23 protein-coding genes and 1 tRNA gene are annotated in these 22,783 nt (G+C 71.1%); 11 read left to right on the top strand and 13 right to left on the bottom strand.

Annotated elements, in window-relative coordinates:
- The first annotated feature begins 179 nt into the window (after window positions 1-179).
- Together ABIA35_RS03030 and ABIA35_RS03025 are read left to right on the top strand one after the other, a co-directional pair.
- Window positions 180-2,405, top strand: coding sequence for a transglycosylase domain-containing protein (locus ABIA35_RS03030; protein WP_370341007.1), 2,226 nt, complete (start codon window positions 180-182; stop codon window positions 2,403-2,405).
- 122 nt (window positions 2,406-2,527) lie between these two features.
- A complete protein-coding gene (locus tag ABIA35_RS03025) occupies window positions 2,528-3,466 on the top strand; it encodes a hypothetical protein (protein ID WP_370341006.1) in 939 nt (312 codons plus the stop codon).
- Here ABIA35_RS03025 and ABIA35_RS03020 read toward each other — a convergent pair.
- A complete protein-coding gene (locus ABIA35_RS03020; RefSeq protein WP_370341005.1) occupies window positions 3,399-4,166 on the bottom strand; it encodes an SDR family NAD(P)-dependent oxidoreductase in 768 nt (255 codons plus the stop codon). The genes ABIA35_RS03025 and ABIA35_RS03020 overlap by 68 nt on opposite strands.
- A 2-nt stretch (window positions 4,167-4,168) precedes the next feature.
- Window positions 4,169-5,593, bottom strand: coding sequence for a hypothetical protein (locus ABIA35_RS03015; protein WP_370356453.1), 1,425 nt, complete (start codon window positions 5,591-5,593; stop codon window positions 4,169-4,171).
- Window positions 5,594-6,559: 966 nt separating this feature from the next.
- Between ABIA35_RS03015 and ABIA35_RS03010 the strand changes: the two genes are divergently transcribed.
- From ABIA35_RS03010 to ABIA35_RS03000, 3 genes are all read left to right on the top strand, one after another.
- A complete protein-coding gene (locus ABIA35_RS03010) occupies window positions 6,560-7,252 on the top strand; it encodes a trypsin-like serine protease (protein ID WP_370356451.1) in 693 nt (230 codons plus the stop codon).
- Window positions 7,249-8,082: an HAD family acid phosphatase gene (locus ABIA35_RS03005; RefSeq protein WP_370356449.1), complete on the top strand. Its 834-nt coding sequence runs from the start codon at window positions 7,249-7,251 to the stop codon at window positions 8,080-8,082. The genes ABIA35_RS03010 and ABIA35_RS03005 overlap by 4 nt, the downstream gene beginning before the upstream one ends.
- Window positions 8,083-8,343: 261 nt before the next feature.
- A complete protein-coding gene (locus ABIA35_RS03000) occupies window positions 8,344-8,622 on the top strand; it encodes a hypothetical protein (protein ID WP_370341000.1) in 279 nt (92 codons plus the stop codon).
- Between the two features lie 100 nt (window positions 8,623-8,722).
- Here ABIA35_RS03000 and ABIA35_RS02995 read toward each other — a convergent pair.
- Together ABIA35_RS02995 and ABIA35_RS02990 are read right to left on the bottom strand one after the other, a co-directional pair.
- Window positions 8,723-8,796, bottom strand: a tRNA-Pro gene (locus ABIA35_RS02995).
- Between the two features lie 69 nt (window positions 8,797-8,865).
- Window positions 8,866-9,831 carry a metallophosphoesterase gene (locus ABIA35_RS02990; protein ID WP_370356447.1) on the bottom strand — a complete coding sequence of 322 codons (966 nt, stop codon included), beginning with the start codon at window positions 9,829-9,831 and terminating at the stop codon, window positions 8,866-8,868.
- 86 nt (window positions 9,832-9,917) lie between these two features.
- On the opposite strand from ABIA35_RS02990, the gene ABIA35_RS02985 reads away from it, so the two are divergent.
- Together ABIA35_RS02985 and ABIA35_RS02980 are read left to right on the top strand one after the other, a co-directional pair.
- Entirely contained in the window at window positions 9,918-10,370 is a 453-nt protein-coding gene (locus tag ABIA35_RS02985; RefSeq protein WP_370340998.1) for a GatB/YqeY domain-containing protein, read from the top strand.
- A gap of 124 nt (window positions 10,371-10,494) precedes the next feature.
- Complete coding sequence (locus tag ABIA35_RS02980; RefSeq protein ID WP_370356446.1) at window positions 10,495-11,274, top strand: MBL fold metallo-hydrolase; 780 nt, start codon at window positions 10,495-10,497, stop codon at window positions 11,272-11,274.
- A gap of 34 nt (window positions 11,275-11,308) precedes the next feature.
- Here the strand turns inward: ABIA35_RS02980 and ABIA35_RS02975 are convergent, their stop codons facing one another.
- Complete coding sequence (locus ABIA35_RS02975) at window positions 11,309-12,013, bottom strand: phosphatase PAP2 family protein (protein ID WP_370340996.1); 705 nt, start codon at window positions 12,011-12,013, stop codon at window positions 11,309-11,311.
- A 164-nt stretch (window positions 12,014-12,177) separates the two neighbouring features.
- Between ABIA35_RS02975 and ABIA35_RS02970 the strand changes: the two genes are divergently transcribed.
- Genes ABIA35_RS02970 through ABIA35_RS02955 form a run of 4 tightly spaced genes read left to right on the top strand, consistent with a single transcriptional unit; the run spans window position 12,178 to window position 14,148 of the window.
- Complete coding sequence (locus ABIA35_RS02970) at window positions 12,178-12,531, top strand: BlaI/MecI/CopY family transcriptional regulator (protein ID WP_370340995.1); 354 nt, start codon at window positions 12,178-12,180, stop codon at window positions 12,529-12,531.
- A gap of 2 nt (window positions 12,532-12,533) precedes the next feature.
- Entirely contained in the window at window positions 12,534-13,511 is a 978-nt protein-coding gene (locus ABIA35_RS02965; protein WP_370340994.1) for a M56 family metallopeptidase, read from the top strand.
- A gap of 9 nt (window positions 13,512-13,520) precedes the next feature.
- Complete coding sequence (locus tag ABIA35_RS02960; RefSeq protein WP_370340993.1) at window positions 13,521-13,745, top strand: DUF2277 domain-containing protein; 225 nt, start codon at window positions 13,521-13,523, stop codon at window positions 13,743-13,745.
- Between the two features lie 37 nt (window positions 13,746-13,782).
- Entirely contained in the window at window positions 13,783-14,148 is a 366-nt protein-coding gene (locus ABIA35_RS02955) for a YchJ family protein (protein ID WP_370356444.1), read from the top strand.
- 36 nt (window positions 14,149-14,184) lie between these two features.
- On the opposite strand, the gene ABIA35_RS02950 is transcribed toward ABIA35_RS02955, so the two are convergent.
- The 8 genes from ABIA35_RS02950 to ABIA35_RS02915 all read right to left on the bottom strand — a co-directional run bounded on the left by ABIA35_RS02950 (window position 14,185) and on the right by ABIA35_RS02915 (window position 22,760).
- Entirely contained in the window at window positions 14,185-15,315 is a 1,131-nt protein-coding gene (locus tag ABIA35_RS02950; protein ID WP_370356442.1) for a hypothetical protein, read from the bottom strand.
- Complete coding sequence (locus ABIA35_RS02945; protein ID WP_370340989.1) at window positions 15,312-15,848, bottom strand: SigE family RNA polymerase sigma factor; 537 nt, start codon at window positions 15,846-15,848, stop codon at window positions 15,312-15,314. The genes ABIA35_RS02950 and ABIA35_RS02945 overlap by 4 nt, the downstream gene beginning before the upstream one ends.
- Before the next feature lie 132 nt (window positions 15,849-15,980).
- Window positions 15,981-17,042, bottom strand: a complete 1,062-nt coding sequence (locus ABIA35_RS02940) for an aspartate-semialdehyde dehydrogenase (protein ID WP_370340988.1) — start codon at window positions 17,040-17,042, stop codon at window positions 15,981-15,983.
- Window positions 17,039-18,307 carry an aspartate kinase gene (locus tag ABIA35_RS02935; protein WP_370340987.1) on the bottom strand — a complete coding sequence of 423 codons (1,269 nt, stop codon included), beginning with the start codon at window positions 18,305-18,307 and terminating at the stop codon, window positions 17,039-17,041. The genes ABIA35_RS02940 and ABIA35_RS02935 overlap by 4 nt, the downstream gene beginning before the upstream one ends.
- A gap of 187 nt (window positions 18,308-18,494) precedes the next feature.
- Window positions 18,495-19,031, bottom strand: a complete 537-nt coding sequence (locus ABIA35_RS02930) for a DUF5063 domain-containing protein (protein ID WP_370340986.1) — start codon at window positions 19,029-19,031, stop codon at window positions 18,495-18,497.
- Window positions 19,024-19,623, bottom strand: a complete 600-nt coding sequence (recR, locus tag ABIA35_RS02925; protein ID WP_370340985.1) for a recombination mediator RecR — start codon at window positions 19,621-19,623, stop codon at window positions 19,024-19,026. The genes ABIA35_RS02930 and recR overlap by 8 nt, the downstream gene beginning before the upstream one ends.
- A 20-nt stretch (window positions 19,624-19,643) precedes the next feature.
- Window positions 19,644-19,988 carry a YbaB/EbfC family nucleoid-associated protein gene (locus tag ABIA35_RS02920; RefSeq protein ID WP_370341230.1) on the bottom strand — a complete coding sequence of 115 codons (345 nt, stop codon included), beginning with the start codon at window positions 19,986-19,988 and terminating at the stop codon, window positions 19,644-19,646.
- Between the two features lie 333 nt (window positions 19,989-20,321).
- Window positions 20,322-22,760 carry a DNA polymerase III subunit gamma and tau gene (locus ABIA35_RS02915; protein ID WP_370356440.1) on the bottom strand — a complete coding sequence of 813 codons (2,439 nt, stop codon included), beginning with the start codon at window positions 22,758-22,760 and terminating at the stop codon, window positions 20,322-20,324.
- Window positions 22,761-22,783: the final 23 nt, after the last annotated feature.

Raw genomic sequence — 22,783 nt, 5'->3', positions numbered from 1 at the left:
AGATCGCCGCAGATGCCGCACCCTGCTGTTCTCATACACCGGGGCCCCGCACGCCTCCCCAACCGGGCGCCGGCGAAGGTGCCGCCCCGACCCGCCGCGGCCGGTGCCGACAGGGCACGAAAGCCCCGGCCGCGCGACCCGCCCGCCCGCGCCTAGGTCGACGTCGTAGTCTGTCCCCCATGGCTTCGCACCCGCCCCGGCCCTTCCGCGGCAGCGGACCCCTGCGCGCCCTGTTCGGCCTGTTGATGATCAGCGCGCTGGCCGGCGTGCTGGTGGCCGGTATGGCACTGCCCTTCGTCGGCACCGCGGGCCTGGCCGCCAAGAGCGCCTCGGACCACTTCGAGGACATCCCGGACGACCTGAAGACCCCGGACCTGCCGCAGCGCTCGCAGATCCTGGCCTCCGACGGCTCGGTGATCGCGAACGTCTGGGGCGACTTCGGCAACCGGGTGATCGTGCCCTTCAGCGCCATCAGCCCGAACGTGTGGCAGGCGCTGGTGGCCACCGAGGACTCCCGGTTCTTCGAGCACGGCGGCATCGACATCAAGGGCACGATGCGTGCCTTCGTCTCCGACCTGGGCGGTTCCAACCAGGGCGGCTCCTCGATCGCCCAGCAGTACGTGAAGAACGTGCTGGTGCTCCAGGCCGGCAACAACAAGGCCGCGTACGCCGACGCCACCGGCGACTCGGTGGCCCGCAAGGTCCGGGAACTGAAGTACGCGATCGCGGTGGAGCAGAAGTTCTCCAAGACCGAGATCCTCGAGCGCTACCTGAACCTGGTGCCCTTCGCCGAGAACGTCTCGGGCATCGAGACCGCCGCCGACCGCTGGTTCGGGGTGCACGCCAGCCAGCTCACCATCCCGCAGGCCGCGACCCTGATCGGGATGCTGAAGAACCCGGTCGCCTACGACCCGGCCAAGCACCCGCAGGCCGCCACCGACCGGCGCAACACCGTGCTGGACCGGATGGCCGACCCGACGGTGCACTACATCACCCCGCAGCAGGCCGCCGCATTCAAGGCGATGCCGCTGGGCCTGAACCTGCAGCCGCAGCACTCCGGCTGCATCTACGCGCCGGGCAGTTCGGCCTTCTTCTGCGAGTACATCGAGCAGGAGATCCTGAACGACCCGATCTACGGCAAGACCAGCGCCGACCGCGCGGCCTTCTTCAACCGCGGCGGCCTGACCATAAAGACCACGATGGACCCGAAGACGGAGGCGGCCGCCGAGAAGGCGATCAACGACAACGTCTCGGCCACCGACATCCCGGGCGCGGCGATCGCGATGATCCAGCCCGGCACCGGGCAGATCAAGGCCATGGCCCAGAGCCGGAACATGGGCACCGGGGAGGGCCAGACCTACCTGAACCTGGCCGCCGACCCCAAGCACGGCGGCGGCAACGGGTACCAGGCCGGCTCGACCTTCAAGTCCTTCGTGGCGATGGCCGCGATGGAGAAGGGCCTGACCCCGCAGTACGTCCAGGACCTGCCGTACCAGATCGACGAGAGCCAGACCAAGTTCACGACCTGCGACACCCCGGCCGGCTTCACCCAGGACACCAAGTGGAAGCCGACCGATGAGACCCAGGCCGAACAGGGTCCGCAGACCATGACCAGCGCGCTGTGGAACTCGGTCAACAACTACTTCATCAAGCTGCAGGAGCAGACGGGCCTGTGCGAACCGGCCCGCCTGGCCGCCGCGGCCGGCCTGACCATCGACAGCGACGAGGGCGCCGGCAAGCGCCTGGAGCAGATCGGCTCGTTCACCCTGGGCACCAACCAGGTGACGCCGATCGCGATGGCCAACGCCTACGCGACCTTCGCCGCGCGCGGCATGTACTGCAAGCCCACGGCGATCGCCTCGATCACCGACACCTCCGGCAAGCAGTACCCGGTCGCCACCCCCGACTGCCACCAGACCATCGACCCCTCGCTGACCGACCAGCTGACCGGGATGCTCCAGGGCGTGGTGGACAAGGGCACCGGCTCGAAGGTCCGCGACTACTTCTCGGGCCCGGCGGCCGGCAAGACCGGTACCAACGACAGCCGCCTGATGACCTGGTTCGACGGCTACACCCCGAACCTGGCCGCCGCGGTCTGGGTCGGCGTGGTCTCGCCCAAGCCCGGCGACAAGGGCCTGGTGAACGTGAAGATCCACGGCCAGTACTACGACAAGGTCTGCGGTGGCTGTCTGGCCGCCCCGATCTGGGGCGAGGCGATCAACGGCGCCCTGGCCGGCACCTCGCCGCCCGGCTTCTCGGTGCCCGAACTGCCCGGCGACATCCCCGCGCCGACGCAGCCGCCGGCGAACCCGAACCCGCCGAACAACCCGCCCGGGCAGGCCAACGGCGGCCAGGACGGCGGCGCGAACGGCGGCTTCATCGGAGGGTTCATCGGCGGCCAATAGGCCGGCCGGGTGAAGAACACCGCGAAACTCGGCGGGGCGTGCAACCGAAAGGCTGCGCGCCCCGTCGAAGTTTTATGGCTACCCCTCGATCGACACTGCGGAAGACCCCGGGATGGATCGGCATGACGCTGGCCGCGACAGCCGTCGTCACTGGCGCGGCGGTCGGGGCGTACGCGTCGTCCTCCGGCTCGGGGCCGGGCTCCACCGGATCGGCGGTCGCGGCAGGATCGTCCTCAGCGAGTGATCCCCACGAGGTGGCGGCCCAGCGCGAGGCCGACCGGATCCTCACCACGTTCCAGGCGCCGCCGGGGTCGAGCAAGGCCACGGTGCGGCCGGATCCGGTGCCATCGGGTCTGCAAGGGCCGCCGAGTTGGTCGGCCGACCAGGACCGGGCCACCTCGATCGCCTGGTACTCCACCTCGCAGTCCCCGGCCGAGGTGCTGGCGTGGGTCCAGGCGGACCGGCCGGCCGGCTCGTCCCCGGCGGGATCGGGCAGCGGTTCCAACACGCCGAGCTTCGTGGTCTTCTCGTATCCGACCCCGCAGAGCTCACTGACCGTGACGCCGGCGAGCGGACCGGACGGCCGCACCGTCATCCGGATCGACGCCTCCGTCGGCTGGACCCCGACGCGGTCCCCCGCCAGCGAGCTCGGCTACGACACGCCGTCGGTGTCCGTGGTGACCACCGCACCGTCGGCCCAGAGCGCCCACAGCGCCCTGCCCGCCCGCGAGACGCGCACGGTCACGGCCACCGCCCCGCTGGTCGTCCACCAGATCGTCGATCTGCTCAACGCCCTGCCGCCGGAGACGCCGGGGGTCGTCAACTGCCCGATGGACGACGGCACCCGGGTCCTGATCACGCTGCCGGGCCTGGCGTCCGTCACCGCCGACCCCGTCGGATGCGAGGGGGTCACCATCACCCCGCAGGGCGGCAAACCTCAGCACTACTCCGGCGGCACCGGACTCATCACGAAGGTCTACGCGCTGTTCGGCATCACTTGGACCCGAACAGGCGTTCTCCCACCAGGTATTGAAAGGACCGGGGCATCCGGGACCCCGTGACCGTCGCGACCGACAGCACCCGGCTCGGGATGCACACCGGCTTGCCCGAGGCCACCGCCGCGAGCCCGCGCGCCACGATCGCCTCCGGCGACTGCCAGAACACGCGCGGCAGCAGGTTCACGAACCCGGCGTCGGTGAGCTCGGTCGCCGACGGGCCCGGAAGCAGGGCCGTGACATGCACGCCGGCCCTGCGGGACTCGCGGTTCAGGCTCTCGCTCAGCGAGGTGACGAACGCCTTGGTGGCGCCGTAGGTCGCGGCCCGCGGCGCGGGCGTCGCGCTGGACAGCGAGGAGACGTTGAGGATGCCGCCGTGCCGGGCCTCGGTCATCCGCGGCAGCGCGGCGTGGCACAGCCGCATCAGCGCCATGACGTTCAGCGCGACCTTGCCGGTCTCGCCCTGCGCCGACAGCTTGGCGAACTCGCCGGTGGTGCCCACGCCGGCGTTGTTCACCAGCAGGTCGACCGGCTTGGCCGCATCGCGAAGGCGGTCCTCGACCACGGCCAGCCCGGCCGGGTCGGTCAGGTCGGCGGGCAGGATCTCGATCTCGGTGCCCAGTTCGGCGGCCAGCTTCTCCAGCCGGTCGCCGCGGCGCGCCACCAGCACCAACGCCGTCCCGCGCGCGGACAGCTGCCGCGCGAACTGCTCGCCGAACCCGGACGAGGCCCCGGTCACCAGGGCTCTGGCATATGTCTGCTTCATGGTCACACCGGCTGGTCCACGTTGTCGGTACGGAAGGCGATCGCGGCACGGCCGGCCGGGTCGAACAGGTCCAGCAGGCCGGTCAGCGGCTCGTCGGGGACGTCGGGCGTCCACAGCTCCACGGCCATCTCGCCGTGGTACAGCATCGGCCAGCGCACGTAGGAGCGGGAGTCGGCGGCGTCGTTGATGGCCTGCGAGCGCCGCACGGTGGCCGCGGCGACGTCCACCATCAGGTCGGTGCCGCAGCCGAAGCCGTAGGGGTAGGCGGCGCGGTCCGGCGGGATGCTCTCGATCAGCGTCTCGTCGGCTTCGTCAACACCGACGTGCGCGTGGAGTCCACCGCGCACCGCGGGCACCTCGACGGTGCCATCCGGGTCCGGGCGCCAGATACCGCTAGCGTCCTTGCTCACCTTGATCTTCGGAGCCGCCGCCATCAGCGAGACGACTTCCCAGGCCTCCACCGAGGGGCCCTTCTGCCCGCTGCCGGCGACCTCGAGCAGCCGCAGCCGCCCGCCGTCCAGCTGGTGGTCCACGACCACCACGTCCTCGGGCCGCAGGTCCCGCTTGTCGACCTCGAAGCTGCCGGACGCGGTGACCACCAGCGCCTGCAGGTCCGGGTCGTAGACGAACATCATGCCCTCGCTGAACCCCTTGATGCCGAGGTAGCGCTGGTAGGCGGAGGCCATGGTCACCGAGACGTAGTCCGAGACCCGGTGCGGCGGGGGCAGCAGGCCCAGGCGGCCCATGCGGCGGCCGGCGGTGACAAGCACCTGCGGGGACCGGGCGGTCTCGAAAGCGGAGGTCTGCACCGAGTCCGGTATCCGGTCCAGCCGGTCGTTGACCTCGGTGGCGCAGGCCACGGCGACCAGCCGGTCACGGATGTCGCGCACTATGTCAGTGGTGACCGAGGGGTGGCCGCCCTCCATGGTGCACAGCGTGGCCTCGAGGATCTCGCCGGTCTCGGGGTCCGGATACACGAAGAGCGTCTTGGGCGCCCCGACCCGGGCCATCAGCACCCGGGCCAGCTGCACCACCTCCAGGTGCTTGGCCCCGGCCAGCGGCTCGTCGACCTCGAACACCCCGACCAGGTTCCGCACGCCCCCGCGCACGTCGCCGGTGCGCCGCAGGCTCACCATCAACGGCGGATACTGCTCGGCGACCCGGTCCAGCAACGTACCGGGCCCGGCCGGGACGGGTATGTGGACGAGCAGCACGTCCAGCTCGGCCCGCTTGCCGGCCCCGGAGACCGACGCCGGCCGCCCGACCTCGTGCCCCTGGTCGGCGAACGCCTTGGACAACTCGTCGAGGAACGACTGGACCGCGCCCTGCCCGGGGGCCACGGCGTCGACACGGCAGATCCGCCACCAGGGCAGAGCCGCCAGGTCGAAGCGCGAGGCACCTTCTGTGCCATGCAAGAGATCGAGCATGGACCGTACGCTACCCGAGCGACGGGCGTTAACCCATTGGGGTGGCCATCCCAGAGCCGCCCCGGCCGACAGGAAACCGCAGATCATGACGATCATCACGGCCAGGCACGGCAGGATGAACCGGAACTACTTGTCGTCACCGACTTTGGCTCCAGCACGGTCATCGCACTGGGGAAGGGTCTCGTGCGGTTCCCGCCCGAGTCCTGCTCGTCCTGCGCGGCCGTGCGCGTCGACAAGCGAGGCAGAGTCCTGGGACGGCTTCAATGGCTTGCAGGTCGCCGCCCTGACTGCGCCGGAACTGAAATGCATTGTGATCGTCTGCTCCACCGACGACCGCTACGCCGACGACGTTGCACCACCTCGGCGGATCGCTGGTCGCCTCCGAGGCCCTGCCATGGGGCTCGACGATGCTCTGCACGGCTCGGTGATCGAGGATCCCTCGGACAATCAAGGCGGCGGTCCTCACGGTCGGCCCCCGGGCCCATCCATATCCGCACCAGGCGAACCCCGGCCCCGCGATGGATTTCGCCGACGAATGTTTGAAATGGTTTGACCGATTCCTCCGCGAAAACGCGGACCAGGATGAAGAACTGCCCGCGCCGAGGGCCTGGATGCCCGACCCCGGCGCCGTTCGGCTCGAACGCGGACGAGCACCCGGGACGCTGGGTGGTCGAGCGGACCTGGCCGCCGCGACGGGCCCAAAACGCGGACCGGCGTGGTCTTCATACTTCCCAGTGCCGTCTCATCGGCTCGCTGACCGCCACCGGCGACGAGGCCACACCGACCGATAAGTTCGCCAACTTTATGACCAGTCAATGGCTTGCCGCGCCAACCTCGACCAGCGGCCTTACCCGCCCCTGTTCAGGCACCCCTCCAGGCCCGCTCACCAGGCCTTACGCCCCCACTCGGCCCAGAAGTACGTTCCTCCCCGCTCGGTCCATCCATTCACGAATGCGGAGGAACACAATGTCGAACCGACGGCGCGTCGCGTTGATCGGCGGTCTCACAGCCGCGGGAATCCTCATGGCCGGCGGCGCGGCGCAGGCTGCCAGCCCCCTGATCATCGGCGGATCGACGGTCAGCAACATCTCCAGCGCGCCCTGGGCGGCGCAGATCCGGTTCAACGGCGGCAGCAGCCACTGCTCCGGCGCCCTCATCGCGGCCCAGTGGGTCCTGACCGCAGGGCACTGCGCGGCCAGCGACGACTACGTCCTGCTGGGCAGCGTGACGAAGGGTCAGGGAACGCAGATCTCCACCGACAAGCAGATCAAGGGGAACGGCGAGGACATCCTGCTGCTCCACCTCACCAAGCCCTACACCACGACCTACGCGAAGATCGGCTCGCCCTCGGACCGGCCGGCCGACAAGGCCTCGGTCCAGGCCTACGGATACGGCGAGGTGGACAGCAGCGGCACGCCCTCCAACCAGCTGAAGACCTGCACCATGGTCGTGAAGGACAACAGCGCCTCCGACGACGCCAACGCGCACGTCCTGCAGCTGACGAAGGGCTCGGGCATCTCGGCGAAGGGCGACTCCGGCGGCCCGGCGTTCTACGACGGCGCCATCGTCGGCACCGACAGCAGAGGCTCCGACACGGTCAAGGACTACGCGGACATCACCGCGTACCAGAGCTGGATCCAGCAGACCATCGGGAAGTGACCGGCCCCATGCGAACCCGCCTGCTGCCGGCCCCGCTGTCGGCCCTGCGAACGGCCCGCCCCACCCTGGCCACGACCGCCGCCGCCCTCGCCCTGGCCACAGCCCTGGCCGGCGCCGGCGTGGCCGCCGCGACCACCGCCGCCCCACCGGACTACAAGCGAGTCGGCGCCGAACCGCGCAACCTCGACCAACTCAAAGCCCAGATCAACACCTACTACAACGGCTCCGCGGACGCCGCGGGCCACCACCACATCGGCCCCCACAGCCAGTGGGCCGCCGACGTGGCCACCCAGATCGGCCAGGCCAAGGCCTACCTCGCAGAACGCCTGGCCCATCACGCCCCGCGCACCCCAGCGATCATGCTGGACATCGACGACACCTCGATCTCCACCTACCCGGTCAACGCCGACTACGACTTCGGCGGCGGCGCCGACGCCTCAGCGGCGGACGCACAGGCCAACGCCGACAACACCTACCCGGTCATCCAGCCCACGCTGGAGCTGGCCCAGTGGGCCCACGCACACGGCGTGAAGGTCGTCTTCATCACCGGCCGCCACGACAACCTCACCACGGTCACCCGCAACCAGCTCACCGCCCTGGGCTTCCCGATCGACGGCCTCTACCTGCGCCCCAGGCAGGACCCCCCGCCGTACCTCCCCTGCGGGACACAGTGCACCGCGACCCCGTTCAAGTCGGCCACCCGCGAATACCTGGAACACACGATGGGCTACGACTTCATCGAGGCCATCGGCGACCAGGTCAGCGACTACGCCGGCGGCTACGACGACCGCGGCTTCAAGCTGCCGAACCCCATGTACAACATCCCGTAGCCGCCGCAACGGGAAAGGGGCCGGATCCGAAAAGCGGATCCGGCCTCTCGCACCTGGTCGGGGTGACAACACAACACGCGCCGTGTTCTGGCGATGACCCAAGGTACGTACAATCACTCAACGAGATGCCGTCCGAGCATCTCGTGATCGGTGGGGGTGTACATGTTCGGTCGGCGCCGTGATGCCAAAGCCCATGAGGAATGGTCTCGTCTCACTCCCTATACCAGGGCACCCGCGCCCGTCGGCAGACGAAGCCAGACCATGCTCGGCCGCGTTGAGCAGGTGTACCAGAAGGCGCGTCGCGGTACGAAAGTCATCGTCTGGTTCGACGGTGCCGGGCAGTGGGACACGTGGTGGGAAGGCCGCCATCCCAAGGCTGGAAGCTGGGTGCTGATCGACTGCCACCTGTGGACGCCGCCGGGAACACACTCGGGTGCGCCTGTCCTGTGGGTCGACGCTTGGCGCGGAACCTGGTCGAATCGCCTGAAGCAGCGCGCCGACCGCCACCGGCAGCGGCTTGCCTCCGCCGTGGCACGCTGACCGTCACGAAGGTGGTCGCCGGGGGGGGACGGCCTCCCGGCTTTCTGCCAGAACCACAAGAGGCCCGCCTCCCGGAAGGGAGACGAGCCTCTTGCTTGGGTCGGGGTGACAGGATTTGAACCTGCGGCCTCTACGTCCCGAACGTAGCGCGCTACCAAGCTGCGCCACACCCCGATCGTGCGTGGACAGTCTACCCAAACGTGGCCCGGAAGCGAAAACGACTTATCCGCCCAGGTCAGAGCCTCAAGATCGGGGCGTGAGGGTCAGCAGGGCGGCCTCGGGGGGGCAGCAGAAGCGGACCTGGGCGAAGCGGGAGGTGCCGCAGCCGGCTGAGACGTGCAGGTGCGACTCGCCGTAGGTGGACAGGCCGGAGGCGCGGCGGCGGTCGAGGTCGCAGTTGGTCACCAGGGCGCCGTAGAGGGGGACGCGGAGCTGGCCGCCGTGGGTGTGGCCGGCCAGGATCAGCGGCAGGCCGTCGGCGGACATGGCGTCCAGGACGCGGCGGTAGGGGGCGTGGACGACGCCGATGGTCAGGTCGGTGCCGGGCAGGGTGCGGGCGGCGCTGTGGGTGCCGCTGTGGGTGCCGGAGGCGGTGCCCTCCTCGGCGGTCAGCTCCGCGGCGGCGCCGGCGTAGTCGTCGCGGCGGATGTGCGGGTCGTCGACGCCCACCAGGCCGACCACGGGGCCGGCGGCGCCGGGCAGGGTGAGGCGGTCGGTGCGGTTGGTCAGGTCCAGCCAGCCGGCCTTGCCGAAGCCGTCGCGCAGCTTCTGCCAGTCGTTCGTCGGACCCTGGCCGCGGGTGCGCTTGCTCGGGTCGCCGCCACGCAGGTACTTCGTCGGGTTCAGGGGCTTGGCCGCCAGGTAGTCGTTGGAGCCCATGACGAAGGCGCCGGGCAGCTCCATCAGCGGCTCCAGGGCGTCCAGCACCGAGCCGATGCCCTCGGGATGGGACAGGTTGTCGCCGGTGTTGACCACGAAGTCCGGCTCCAGGGCGGCCAGCGAGCGCAGCCAGCGGACCTTGCGGTACTGCTCGGGGATCATGTGGATGTCCGAGACCTGCAGGATCCGGAACGGGCGCACCCCGCGCGGGAGCACCGGGACCTCGTACCGGCGCAGCCGGAACAGGTTGGGCTCGACCTTGTGCGCATAGGCGAGCCCGGCCGCTGCCGCGCCGGCGAGGGACAGGGGGACCGTCACGAGCTTCCGCATGGATTCCATTATCGGCATCCGGCGAAATCTCGCGGCCGGACCGGGGGAGTTGGTGACAGACTGGGGTGCATTCAGAAGGGATGATCATGACCGCGCTCAAGGAAACGCTCCGCACCGATCTCACCGCCGCCATGAAGGGCCGCGACGAGTTGGTGACCGCCACCCTGCGGATGGCCCTGACCGCCATCGGCACCGAGGAGGTGGCCGGCAAGGCGGCGCGCGAGCTGTCCGACGCCGAGGTCGTCCAGGTGCTCACGCGGGAGGCGAAGAAGCGCCGCGAGGCCGCCGAGGCGTTCGAGAACGGCGGCCGCCCCGAGCAGGCCGCTCGGGAGAAGGCCGAGGGCGAGGTCCTGGCCCGCTACCTGCCCGCCCAGCTGAGCGACGAGGAGCTGGCCGCGCTGGTCGCCCAGGCCATCGCCGAGACCGGCGCCGAGGGCCCCAAGGGCATGGGCCTGGTGATGAAGGCGCTGAACCCGAAGATCGCCGGACGCGCCGAAGGCGGCCGGGTCGCCGCCGCGGTGAAGTCCGCGCTGGCGTAAGCGACCCGGGGGTCCAGGCTCCCTACCGCAAGGCCGTCACGTTGGACGCGGCGTCGATCGCAAAGCACGACGATCGACGCCGCTGCCATGTCCGCGCCGGCGAGGGCGGCCGTAGTGTTGATCCATGGCGAATCCGGAGACCTTCACGGTCCGTTACCTCGGCGGTCCCTCGGCCCTGCTCGACTACGGCGGCGTCACGATCCTCGTGGATCCGACCTTCGACCCACCCGGCGATCACCCGGTCGGCGAGCGGGTCCTGACCAAGACCGCGGGCCCGGCCCTGACCGCCGACGAGGTCGGCGCCGTGGACGTGGTGCTGCTGTCCCACGACCAGCACCCTGACAACCTCGACGACGGCGGGCGGGACTACGTCGACACCGCCCGCCTGGTTCTGAGCACCCGCTCGGCCGAGGAGCGCCTGGGCGGCGCGGTGCTGGGCCTGCCGAACTGGGTCAGCCAGGAGTTCGACCGCCCCGGCGGCGGCACCGCCCTGGTCACCGGGGTCCCGGCGCTGCACGGTCCGGAGGGCAGCGAGCCGGTGGTCGGCGAGGTCACCGGCTTCGTCCTGACCGGCGAGGACCTGCCGACGGTCTACATCAGCGGCGACAACGCCTCGCTGGACCTGGTCCGCGAGATCGCCGACCGCTACGCCCCGGTCGACATGGCGCTGCTGTTCGCCGGCGGGGCCCGCACCCCGCTGCTGGACTACGCCTACCTGACGCTGACCAGCGCCGAGGCCGCCGAGGCCGCAGGGATCCTGCGGGCCGGCGCCGTGGTCCCGCTGCACTTCGAGCAGTGGGCGCACTTCAGCGAGGGCGGCGAGCAGCTTCGGCAGGCGTTCGCGGCCGCCGGCCTGGAGGAGAAGCTGCGGCTGCTCAAGCCGGGCGAGTCGGCTGGCTTCTGACGGATTTCGATGGATTTCGACGGAAAGCCACGGGTCAGTAGCCCGTGACGGAAACGGTCTCCGGGGCGGCCTCAGGCCCCGGGACCGGACCGAACTTGTCCAGCAGCGGCACCCGGTACAGGTTCGGCGCGATCCAGCCGTGCCACAGACCGGTCAGGAAGACGATCGCCGCGGTGCTGACCAGTACCGAGCCCAGCACGTCGAACGGGTAGTGCGCGCCGATGTACAGGCGGTCGAAGCCGATCAGCAGCGTCCAGGCGGTGCCGAGCGCCACCGCGAGCCCGAACCAGCGGGTCCGCGCGGCCAGCAGGCACAGCGCGACGGCCAGCGAGAAGGCGAACGCCGTGTGCCCCGACGGGAACGAGTTCGAGCCGGTCTCCGGGGCCAGCGAGTAGACCGTCGGCGGCCGGTGCCGGGCCACGATGATCTTCGCGATCTCCGAGCTGTTCCAGCCCACCGCGATCACCAGGAACGTGGCGGTGGCCTGCACCGGGTTGCGGCGCCACAGGAAGAACAGCGCGATGAGCACGGTGATCACCAGTCCCCCGACCGGCGAGGCGAGGTTCGCCAGGTCCAGCAGCACGCGGTTGAGCCAGCCGGTCCGCAGCTGCTGGATATGCGAGTTCCAGTCCAGCTCGGTGCTCCGCGTCAGCGAGGTGTGCGCGGCGGTCAGCCCCAGCGCCAGGGCCGCGGCGAACAGGGCCAGCGGGATCGCCAGCCAGTGGCGTACCTTCGGCATCGCGGATACTCCTACGATCGGGGGATGCGGTCCATGGGCTGTGCAGGCAAAACTGGTGAACGCCGGGTGAACGAAGCGTTCCCGTCCCGCAATCTACTACAAGCTGTAGCATCGATGCGGACGACACCGCGCCCGCGGAACCGGACGTGTGAGGAGACCCCCTGATGGCCACCGGACGCAGACCCTCCGGAGCGCTGGAGCAGGAAGTGCTGGCCGCGCTCTGGGCGGCGGGCCGCCCGCTCACCCCGGCCGCGGTGCAGGAGCAGGTGGGCGGCGGTCTGGCCTACACCACTGTGAAGACGATCCTGGACCGCCTGCACGAGAAGAAGATGCTCACCCGCGTCCGCGAGGGGAAGGCCTACGCCTATACCCCGGTCGTGGAGCAGGCCGACCTCGCTGCGGAGGCCATGCGCGCCGCGCTGGAGGGCAGCAGCGACCGCCCGGCCGTGCTGTCGAAGTTCCTCGGCGAGATCTCCCCGGACGACGCGGCGATGATCCGCGAGCTGCTGGGCGACTAGCCATGAACGTCAACGTCTACCTCCCGCTGCTGGCCGCGCTCGCGCTCGGCGCCGCAGGCCCGGCCCTGGGGCGCCGCCTGCCGCCGGCGGTGGCCACCGTGCTGCTCACCGCCGCGGCGCTGGTCTCCGCTCTCACCTCGGTGGCCTCGCTGGCCCTGCTGACCAGCGTCGCCCTGCTGCGGATTCCGGAGTTCGCCGCCGAGGGCCGGCTCTCGGACGCGGTCCTCGTGCACGGCCCGGTGAGCCCGCTGGCCGGCGCTGCCGCGGGCGCCGCGCTCCTGGCCCTGGTCCCCTTCGCGGTCCGCGGCGCCATCCGCCTGTGGCGCGAGTCGGCCCGCACGTACCGTCTGGCCAAGGCCTTCTCGGCCCACCCGGCGAGCATCGCGGTGATCGAGGACCCCCGCGCCCAGGCCTTCGCCGTACCCGGGATCCCGTCGCTGCCAGGCCACGCCGCGATCCCGACCCGCATCGTCGCCACCGACTCGCTGCTGCGCACCCTCGACGAGGACCAGCGCCGCGCGATGTTCGCCCATGAGCAGGCCCACCTGTGCCGCCGGCACCACCTGTACCTGCTCCTGACCAACCTCGCCGCGGTCGCGAACCCGTTGCTGTGGCGGCTGCCGGACGCGGTCACCGAAGCCACCGAGCGGTGGGCCGACGAGGACGCCGCGATCGCGGTCGGCGACCGCGAGATCCTGGCGCGGGCGCTCGGCCGGGCCGCCCTGTCGAACCTCCCCCGCACCGTCCCGGCGATGGCGCAGGCGCATGTGGGCAAACGCGTCCGCGCGCTGATGGCGCCGCCGCCTCCGCGCCGCCGCGTACTCGCGGTCCTAGTGGGGATCGCCATCGCGGCGACCGTATGCGCTTCGGTCGACTCGGCCCGGGAGACCGATCAGTTCTTCGACGCCGCGCACACCGCCTGGCACGTCGCGCACCAGCAAAGCCTGGAACGTCCGCATCTCGTCGGCGCCCGGGATTAGCCTGAAGGCATGTGCCGAAGCATCAAGACCCTCCGCGAGCCCTACGTGGCCGACCCCACCGCCGAGGACGTCCGCGCCGCAGCGCTCCAGTACGTCCGCAAGATCAGCGGTTTCCGCGCGCCGAGCAAGACCAACACCGAGGCCTTCGAGCAGGCCGTGGACGCCATCGCGGCGGCGACCCAGGAACTCCTGGACCATCTCGAAATCCGTAAGCAGGCGCCTAGTGCCGCGTAAAGAACGTCGGGGCGGAAACGCTAAAGCGATTCCCGCTATGTGTCCCTGCGGTACAGGGAAGCCGTACGCCGACTGTTGTGGCCCACTGCACTCTGGACACGCGACCGCCACGACAGCGGAACAGCTCATGCGCTCCCGCTATAGCGCCTTCGCTGTACAGGACGGCGCGTACTTGTTGAAGACCCACCACCCCTCGACGCGCCCCACGACACTCGACTTCGAGCCGAAGCTCCGCTGGACCGGCCTGGAGATCCTCGGCACCACCGGCGGCACGGCGTTCCACACCGACGGCACCGTCGAATTCATCGCGCACTACACGGAATCCGGCCGCACCGGCTCCATGCGGGAGAACAGCACCTTCGTCCGCGAGGACGGGAACTGGGTCTACCTGAGCGCGCTATAGGCGGACAACGCTTAGCAGCAATCGCATAGCGCGCGCTCAGTGCGCCGAATCGGAGCCCGACGTCGGCTGTCCCACCTGCCGCTGCCCCGACACCGCGAAGTAGTTCGTGACGTAGACCGCGGCCCCGCACTCGGCCCGGAAACTCACGCTCTGCGCCGGCTGCGACCCGGACACCGCATAGACCACCGAATACAGCGCCGAGCCCGGCGCGGACGACGACGGCGGCCCGGACGGCGTCGTCGGGCTCGACGGCGGCGAACTCGGCCCGCTCGGCGTCGGTCCGGCCGAGGACAGGGCCGCGCTCTGCGTCGGGCTTCCGGCCGTGGACGGCACGGACGTCGGCGGGACCGTCGGCGGGGGATTCGTCGGGCAGGTCCAGGGGACCCAGGCGAGCTGGAACTCGAACCGCTCGCCGGGCTGCAGCACCAGCGCCTGGCCGGCCGGGACACTCGGCAGCAGCGGCGCGACGCTCAGATCCGCCGCGGACACCGAGATCTTCACCGGTGTGCCGCCGGAGCCGGTCACGGTCAGACCCGGCAGTCCCTGCAGTGTGCAGGCCGCCTTCGCGGTCCCCTCGAAGGTCTCGTAGGTGACCCCCGCGCTCGTGCCGTTCGCGGTGGCGACCAGCGCGGTCACCGAAGAGTTCTGACACAGCGCGACCAACGGGCTCCCGGACACCGGGGCCGATGGCGCGGTCGCGGACTGCGGCGGCTTCGCGCTTCCCGGCGCCGAGCCCGCCGAGGACGGCGCCTCGGTGCCGACCGCTCCGTCGGTGGTCCGGTCCGGGCCGCCGGGGGACGAGGGACCGTGGCCGGAACCGCCGCCCGGCGCGTCGTTCGTCCCCGTGGACATCAGATTGCCGACGGCGGTGCCGCCGGCCTGGGAGGATCCGGACTCGAAGGATCCGCGGGCGGCCAGCGTCGCCCCGGCGCTCACCGCGAACACCGACACGGCCGTCGCGGCCAGCGCCGCGTGCCGCCGGCGGCGCCGCGCCGGAACCGCGCGCCGAAGATAGTCCAGCGTCCCGGGCCCCGGTTCCAAGCCCGAGACCGCCTGCTGGAAACGCTCGCGCAGAGCGCTGCCGACGTCGTCGAAGCCGTCGGAACTGTAGGAACCGTCGATGTCGTCGTCCGGCACCCCGGAATCCCCGTGGTCGGGCCCGCTCACCGGAACGCCTCCATCCGTACCCGAAGGGCCTCGATCCCCCGAGACCCATAAGCCTTGACCGACCCGATCGAGATCCCGAGCAGATCCGCCACCTGCGCCTCGGTCAGGTCCGAGAAGTAGCGGAGCACCAGCACCTCGCGCTGGCGCCGCTGGATGCCCCGCAGGGCCTGGATCAGGGCGTCCTTCTCCAGCAGTTCGTAGGCGCCCTCCTCGGCGCTGGCCATGTCCGGCATCGGCTTGGGCGCCAGGCGCATGCCGATCAGCCGCCGGCGCAGCGCCGAGCGCGAGAGGTTCACCACGGTCTGGCGCAGATAGGCCAGCACCTTCTCGGAGTCCCGCACCCGCGTGCGCGCGCTGTGCACCCGGATGAACGCCTCCTGGACCACGTCCTCGCAGGAGGCCAGGTCGTCCAGCAGAAGGGCGGCCAGCTTCAGCAGGGAGCCGTAGTGGTCGCGGTACGTCTGCGTGAGCAGGTCGACGGTGACGTCGCCGGCTTCTCGGTCAGACGTCACCACTGCCCCACCCGTGGGCATCGCGGACGTCAACACTCCAGCGGTCACGATGGTTAGACACGGAACACCCCCGTAAAGTTGTACCGCCTACGGGGGTGTTCTGACAGGCACATGCCTATATTCCTACCCGAATGGGCCGGGCAATAAGAACCCTTAGACCTTCCCGGACAGCTCCGCAGCCACCACCTCGGCGATCTGCGCGGTGTTCAGCGCAGCGCCCTTGCGCAGGTTGTCGCCGCAGACGAACAGCTCCAGCGACTTCGGGTCGTCCAGCGAACGCCGGATGCGCCCCACCCACGTCGGGTCGGTGCCGACCACGTCCGCCGGGGTCGGGAACTCCCCGGCCGCCGGGTCGTCGAGCACGACGACGCCCGGGGCGGCCCGCAGTATCTCGTGCGCGCCGGCCACGGTGACCTCGTCCTCGAAGCTGGCGTGCACGGACACCGAGTGCGTGGTGACCACCGGGACGCGCACACAGGTCGCCGACACCCGCAGGTCCGGCAGGCCCAGGATCTTGCGCGACTCGTTGCGGATCTTCAGCTCCTCGGAGGACCAGCCGTCCTCCTTCAGCGAGCCGGCCCACGGCACCACGTTCAGCGCCAGCGGCGCCGGGAACGGGCCCAGGTCGCCGACCACGCCGCGCAGGTCGCCGGGGTGGGTGCCGAGGTTGGTGCCGGACACCTTCTCCATCTGCGCGCGCAGCGTGTCGATGCCGGGCTGGCCGGCACCGGAGGCCGCCTGGTAGGACGCGGCCACCACCGAGGCCAGGCCGTAGCGCTGGTGCAGGGCGCCGAGCACCACGATCATCGACAGCGTCGTGCAGTTCGGGTTGGCGATGATGCCCTTGGGCCGGTTGCGCGCGGCGGAGGCGTTGACCTCCGGCACCACCAGCGGCACCTCCGGGTCCATCCGGAACGCGCCGGAGTTGTCCACGGCCACCGCCCCAAGGCCTGCGGCGATCGGCGCCCACTGCGCCGAGACCTCGTCGGGCACGTCGAACATCGCCACGTCGACGCCCTCGAAGGCCTCCTCGGACAGCGCCACGACCTCCAACTGCTCGCCGCGGCAGGCCAGCTTGCGCCCGGCGCTGCGCGCCGAGGCGATCAAACGGATCTCGCCCCAGACGTCCTCGCGGGTGGACAGCAGGTCGAGCATCACGGTGCCGACCGCTCCGGTCGCCCCCACGACCGCCAGGGTGGGCTTCTTTCCAGTCATCGGCCGGTGCCTCCGTAAACCACGGCTTCGTTGCCATCGGCGTCCAGGCCGAAGGCGGTGTGCAGCGCGGCGACGGCGTCCTTGACGACGTCGGCGCGGCAGACCACGGAGATGCGGATCTCCGAGGTCGAGATCATCTCGGCGTTCACGCCGACGTTGGACAGGGCCTCGAAGAACACCGCGGTCACCCCGGGGTGCGACTTCATGCCCGCGCCGACCAGCGACACCTTGGCGATCTGGTCGTCGAACAGCAGCGACTCGAAGGCGATCGCGGGCTGCACCTTCTGCAGCGCGGTGATCGCCCTGCGGCCGTCGGCGACCGGCAGCGTGAAGGAGATGTCGGTGCGGCCGGTCGCGGCGGCGGAGATGTTCTGCACCACCATGTCGATGTTCAGCTCGGCGTCGGCGATGGTGCGGAAGATCTGGGCGGCCACGCCGGGCTTGTCGGGCACGCCGACCACCGTGACCTTCGCCTCGCTGGTGTCATGCGCGACCCCGGCGATGATGGCTTGCTCCACGGTTTCTCCTTCTTCTCTGGCGCGGACCCAGGTGCCCTCATGCTGGGAGAACGACGAACGGACATGGATCGGGACGTTGAAACGGCGCGCGTACTCCACGCTGCGCAGGTGCAGGATCTTCGCGCCGGACGCGGCGAGCTCCAGCATCTCCTCATAGGCGACCCGGTTCAGCTTGCGGGCCTTGGGCACCAGGCGCGGGTCGGCGGAGAACACGCCGTCCACGTCGGTGTAGATCTCGCAGACGTCGGCGCCCAGGGCCGCGGCCAGCGCGACCGCGGTGGTGTCCGAGCCGCCTCGGCCCAGCGTGGTGATGTCCTTCGTGGTCTCCGAGACGCCCTGGAAGCCGGCCACGATCGTGATCGCGCCCTCGTCCAGCGCCGTGCGCAGCCGGCCCGGGGTCACCGAGGTGATGCGGGCCTTGTTGAAGGACTGGTCGGTGATCACGCCGGCCTGCGAGCCGGTGAAGCTGCGCGCGTCGCCGCCCATGGAGTTGATGGCCATGGCCACCAGCGACATCGAGATGCGCTCGCCGGCGGTGAGCAGCATGTCGTACTCGCGGCCCTCCAGGATCGGCGAGACCTGCTTGGCCAGGTCGATCAGCTCGTCCGTGGTGTCGCCCATCGCCGAGACCACGACGCACACCTCGTGGCCGGCCCGGCGCGTCTCCATGATCCGTTTGGCGACACGCTTGATGCTCTCGGCGTCGGCAACGGAGCTGCCCCCGTACTTCTGGACGATGAGGCCCACGCGGTGTCTCCCTGGAGGTGAGGCGGTGTGCGGTGCGGTACAAAGGGCCGCCCGCAGGCGGCCCGGCGCCTTCGAGTCTAATCGGGACCGCTGAGACGTCCCTGGGCTTTCACCATGTGGGACCGGCCGCCGCCGCAGGTCAGGCGGCCGGTCGCGGAAACGTCTGGAGGAAACGGACGCGACCGGCTCAGCCGGTGGTCGCGCCGAGCCGGGAGCGGGCCACCACCGACAGCAGCGCCCGCTGCACCGCCGAGGCCGCCGGGCCCCAGCTGGACAGGTAGGAGAACTGCCACCACCACAGCGCCTCGGTGACCCGCTCGGCCTTGTAGTGGGCCAGGCCGTGCGCCAGGTCGGCGCAGACCAGGGCCAGGTCGTCGGAGATCCGGCGGGTCTCGATCTCGGACTTGGGGGCCAGCGGGTCGAACACCTCCTTGTAGGTGTTCACCGGCTTGAGCAGCGCGTTCAGCTTGTCGCGCAGCTCGTCCAGGTCCGGGTCGGGACCGGCGTCGGTCTCGAAGCGCTCGTCGGGCACCACGTCCCGGATGGCGCCCAGGCGCCCGCCGGCCAGCAGCAGCTGCGAGGTCTCCAACAGCAGGATCGGCACGCTGCTGTCCGGAGCGTCGCCCCGGGCCACCGCGCGCACCGAGAGCAGGAAGGAGGTGACCTGGTCGTGGATCTCGATCGCGAAGTCCGACAAATCGTCGGAGGTCATCGGTTCAGACATCGAGCTGCCTTCTCCCCTCGAACGCCCGGCCGAGGGTGACCTCGTCGGCGTATTCCAGATCCCCGCCCACCGGCAGGCCTGATGCCAGCCGGGTCACCCGCAGCCCCAGGGGTTTGATCAGCCGCGCCAGGTACGTGGCGGTGGCCTCCCCCTCCAGGTTCGGGTCGGTGGCCAGGATCACCTCGGTGATCACACCGTCGGCCAGCCGTTTGAGCAGTTCCTTGACCCGCAGGTCGTCCGGGCCCACGCCGTCGATCGGCGAGATGGCCCCGCCCAGCACGTGGTACCGGCCCCGGAACTCCCGGGTCTTCTCGACGGCGACGACGTCCTTGGACTCCTCCACCACGCACAGGCTGCCCGGGTCGCGCCGGGGGTCCCGGCAGATCTTGCACTCCTGCTGCTCGGCGACGTTGAAGCAGACCACACAGAACCGCACCTGCTCCTTGGCCCGGATCAGGACCTCGGCGAGCCTGCGGACCTCGGCCGGATCGGCCTGCAGCAGGTGGAAGGCGATGCGTTGTGCGGACTTGGGCCCGATGTTGGGCAGATGGCCGAGCTCGTCGATCAGGTCCTGGACCACACCCTCGTACACGACAGAATCCCCGACCCGCCTCAGCCGAACAGGTTGCCGAGGCTGCCCAGGTCCGGCATGCCGCCGCCGGCCAGCGGGCCCATCTTGTCCGAGGCCAGCTTGTCGGCCGCCGCGCGTGCGTCACGCACCGCGGCGATCACCAGGTCGGCCAGCGTCTCTGTGTCCTCCGGGTCGGCGGCCTCGGGCTTGATGTCCAGGCCCACCAGGTCTCCGGTGCCGGTCACCTTGGCGGTCACCAGGCCGCCGCCGGCACTGCCTGAGACGATGGTGTTCTCCAGCTCCTGCTGCGCCTGGACCATCTGCTGCTGCATCTGCATGGCCTGGCCGAGCATGCCCTGCAGGTCCATGCCGCCGAAGTCCGGCATCCCGCCATCGGGCCCGGTCGCATCGGGGAAAGCCACTGTGCGTGCTCCTGTTCCTGCCGTGTTGGCGCCGCTATGTGAAGTCGTACTCGACCATACGCGCTCCGACACCAAGGCGGCCAATACCGCGTGTCCCGGTCGAGAACGGCTGGCCGGGCCGGATGACGTGGGACGCCCGGCTTCCGCTGGAGAACGGTTCGCGCGCGGCCCTGGTTCCGGTCCCGCGCTGAACCCTCGGTGAACCGGCGGTGATCTTCGCCGCGCGATCTCCACCGCTCGATGTTCGCCGCCGGCGCCGGCGCCGCCGCGTCCGCGGGGCGGCCCGGCGCGCACCGGTCAGTCCTCGCCGTCCAGCCGCTGCGCACCGAGTTCCCGGACGACGAGTTCGTGGGCCGAGGCGTTGTCCTCGGCCAGCACCTCGTCGTCGTCGGAGACCACGTCGTCCTCGGGCCGGACCACCGGGGTCGGCGGCGGGGGCGGCGCCGAGGGAGCCGGGGACGCAGCCTGCGCCTGCTGCGCCGGACGCGGCGGCGCCGGGGCCGCGCGCGGCGGCTCGGGCTCGCGCTGCGGCGACGGTGGCGGCGGCGAGGGTTGAGCCTCGGCTTGAGCCTGCGGGGGCTGATACGAGCTCGGCGGCGCGGGCATCTGCGCCGGGGGCGGCGGGGTCATGGAGACGCCCGGGCTGATCTGCGTGCCGGGGGTCTGCGACGGGTCCACGATCGCGTCGACCTGCCACTGGAAACCGAACAGGTCGTGCACGGCCTGGCGCAGCGTGTCGGAGGTGCCGCGCCCCACGAAGCGGTCGCGCGCGCCGGCGTTCACGAAGGCGACCTGCAAGCGGTCGCCGTCCACGCCGAGGACCTGCGCGTTCTGGCTCAGGAGCATCCAGCTCACCCGGCCGTCCCGGCGCTTGACCTCCTCGACCAGGTCCGGCCACATGCGGCGGATGTCGACGCCGGCGAGTGCCCCACCCGACGAGGCCTGCGGCTGTGGCGCCGGGGCGGCCTGCGGCGGCGCGCTCGACTCCGCCGCGGCGGGAGCCGGTGACGGTGTGGGTGCCGAAGCCGGTGTCGAAGCCGGGACCGGAACCGATGTGGCCTCGGCGGCCCAGGACGGCGCGGCGTCCGCGGCGGGCGCCTGCTGCCCGGCGTCGGCCGGGGCCCCGGTACTCGCGGTATCCGCAGCCGCCTGCCCTCCGGAGCCCTGGGGCTGCCGGTCCCAAGGCGGGGTTCCCAGCGCGCCTCCGGTTGCCGGGGCCGGCGCCGAAGCCTGCGTCGCTGCCGGCGCGGGCCCGGACGCGCCCTGCTGCGCACCGCCGCCGCCCTGCTCCCACGGCGGCGTGCCGAGGCTGCCGCCGCTCGCGGGCGGCTGCGGGCTGCCGGCGGCACCGCGCGGGTCCGCGCCGCCGGGACCTGTCGCGCCGGCTCCAGCTCCGGCACCAGGACCGGGACCGGGACCGGCATGGGCCACGGCGCCCGGACCCTGATTGCCCGGCCCGGCCGGCCGACGCGCCGGCGGCTCGTCGAACTCGTCCTCCACCACCCGCGGCCCGCCGCCCGTCGGAGCCGTCTGCGCCATCGGCGCCATCGGCGCGGGGGCGGCGGCACCCATCACCACCCCGCGGCGCTCCAGCCGGTCCACGCGGGCGACCAGGCCCTGCTCGGCGTCGTCGGCGCCGGGCAGCAGCACCCGGGCGCACACCAGCTCCAGCTGCAGGCGGGGGGCGGTGGCCCCGCGCATCTCGGTCAGGCCGGTGTTCACCAGGTCGGCCGCGCGCGAGAGCTCCGCGGCGCCGAAGGTCCGGGCCTGCGCCGCCATCGCCTCGAACTGGTCGTCGGGCACGTCGATGAGCGCCCGGGCGGCGGCCGGATCGGCCACCGCGTTCAGGACCACCAGGTCGCGGAAGCGCTCCAGCAGGTCGGTCAGGAACCGCCGCGGGTCGTGGCCGCTCTCGACCACCTGGTCGACCAGGCCGAACACGCCGGCGCCGTCGTGCCCGGCGAAGGCCTCGATCAGCCGGTCCAGCAGCGCGGCGTCGGTGTAGCCGAGCAGGCCAGTGGCCATCGCGTAGCTGACGCCGTTCTCATCGGACCCGGCCAGCAGCTGGTCCAGCACCGACATCGCGTCCCGCGCCGAGCCGGCGCCGGCCCGCACCACCAGCGGCAGCACCTCCGGCTCCACCTTGATGCCCTCGCGCGCGGTGATGTCGGCCAGGTGCTCGCGCAGCGCCCCCGGCGCGATCAGCCGGAACGGATAGTGGTGGGTCCGGGACCGGATGGTCCCGATCACCTTCTCCGGCTCGGTGGTGGCGAAGATGAACTTCAGGTGCGGCGGCGGCTCCTCCACCACCTTCAACAGCGCGTTGAAGCCCGCCGAGGTCACCATGTGCGCCTCGTCGATGATGTAGATCTTGAACCGGGACGCCGCCGGCGCGAAGAACGCCCGCTCCCGCAGATCGCGCGCGTCGTCGACACCGCCGTGCGAGGCCGCGTCGATCTCGATCACGTCGATCGACCCCGACCCGCCGTTGGCCAGCTCCACACACGACCGGCAGGTCCCGCACGGCGTCGGCGTGGGCCCCTGCTCGCAGTTCAGACAGCGCGCCAGGATCCGCGCACTGGTGGTCTTGCCGCACCCCCGCGGCCCGCTGAACAGGTAGGCATGGTTCACCCGACCGTTCCGGAGGGCCTGCTGCAAGGGCAGCGTCACGTGCTCCTGGCCGACGACCTCCTCGAAGGTGTCGGGCCGATAGCGGCGATAGAGCGCGAGAGACACGTAGCCAAGGTATCTGCTGACAC

Source organism: Catenulispora sp. MAP12-49 (assembly GCF_041262705.1).
Taxonomy (GTDB): Bacteria; Actinomycetota; Actinomycetes; order Streptomycetales; family Catenulisporaceae; genus Catenulispora.
This window is presented reverse-complemented; position numbering and strand designations above follow the sequence as displayed.

What these genes read in the sequence shown, in the direction of transcription:
- ABIA35_RS02965 (WP_370340994.1), top strand. Translation starts at nt 12,534, where the DNA reads ATGAACGTCAACGTCTACCTCCCGCTGCTGGCCGCGCTCGCGCTCGGC.
- ABIA35_RS03030 (WP_370341007.1), top strand. Translation starts at nt 180, where the DNA reads ATGGCTTCGCACCCGCCCCGGCCCTTCCGCGGCAGCGGACCCCTGCGC.
- ABIA35_RS03010 (WP_370356451.1), top strand. Translation starts at nt 6,560, where the DNA reads ATGTCGAACCGACGGCGCGTCGCGTTGATCGGCGGTCTCACAGCCGCG.
- ABIA35_RS02980 (WP_370356446.1), top strand. Translation starts at nt 10,495, where the DNA reads ATGGCGAATCCGGAGACCTTCACGGTCCGTTACCTCGGCGGTCCCTCG.
- ABIA35_RS02940 (WP_370340988.1), bottom strand. Translation starts at nt 17,042, where the DNA reads ATGACTGGAAAGAAGCCCACCCTGGCGGTCGTGGGGGCGACCGGAGCG.
- ABIA35_RS03020 (WP_370341005.1), bottom strand. Translation starts at nt 4,166, where the DNA reads ATGAAGCAGACATATGCCAGAGCCCTGGTGACCGGGGCCTCGTCCGGG.
- ABIA35_RS02955 (WP_370356444.1), top strand. Translation starts at nt 13,783, where the DNA reads ATGTGTCCCTGCGGTACAGGGAAGCCGTACGCCGACTGTTGTGGCCCA.
- ABIA35_RS02945 (WP_370340989.1), bottom strand. Translation starts at nt 15,848, where the DNA reads ATGCCCACGGGTGGGGCAGTGGTGACGTCTGACCGAGAAGCCGGCGAC.
- ABIA35_RS02990 (WP_370356447.1), bottom strand. Translation starts at nt 9,831, where the DNA reads ATGCGGAAGCTCGTGACGGTCCCCCTGTCCCTCGCCGGCGCGGCAGCG.
- ABIA35_RS02920 (WP_370341230.1), bottom strand. Translation starts at nt 19,988, where the DNA reads ATGCCGGACTTCGGCGGCATGGACCTGCAGGGCATGCTCGGCCAGGCC.
- ABIA35_RS02960 (WP_370340993.1), top strand. Translation starts at nt 13,521, where the DNA reads ATGTGCCGAAGCATCAAGACCCTCCGCGAGCCCTACGTGGCCGACCCC.
- ABIA35_RS02975 (WP_370340996.1), bottom strand. Translation starts at nt 12,013, where the DNA reads ATGCCGAAGGTACGCCACTGGCTGGCGATCCCGCTGGCCCTGTTCGCC.
- ABIA35_RS02985 (WP_370340998.1), top strand. Translation starts at nt 9,918, where the DNA reads ATGACCGCGCTCAAGGAAACGCTCCGCACCGATCTCACCGCCGCCATG.
- ABIA35_RS02970 (WP_370340995.1), top strand. Translation starts at nt 12,178, where the DNA reads ATGGCCACCGGACGCAGACCCTCCGGAGCGCTGGAGCAGGAAGTGCTG.
- ABIA35_RS03000 (WP_370341000.1), top strand. Translation starts at nt 8,344, where the DNA reads ATGCTCGGCCGCGTTGAGCAGGTGTACCAGAAGGCGCGTCGCGGTACG.
- ABIA35_RS03015 (WP_370356453.1), bottom strand. Translation starts at nt 5,593, where the DNA reads ATGCTCGATCTCTTGCATGGCACAGAAGGTGCCTCGCGCTTCGACCTG.
- ABIA35_RS02930 (WP_370340986.1), bottom strand. Translation starts at nt 19,031, where the DNA reads ATGTCTGAACCGATGACCTCCGACGATTTGTCGGACTTCGCGATCGAG.
- ABIA35_RS03025 (WP_370341006.1), top strand. Translation starts at nt 2,528, where the DNA reads ATGACGCTGGCCGCGACAGCCGTCGTCACTGGCGCGGCGGTCGGGGCG.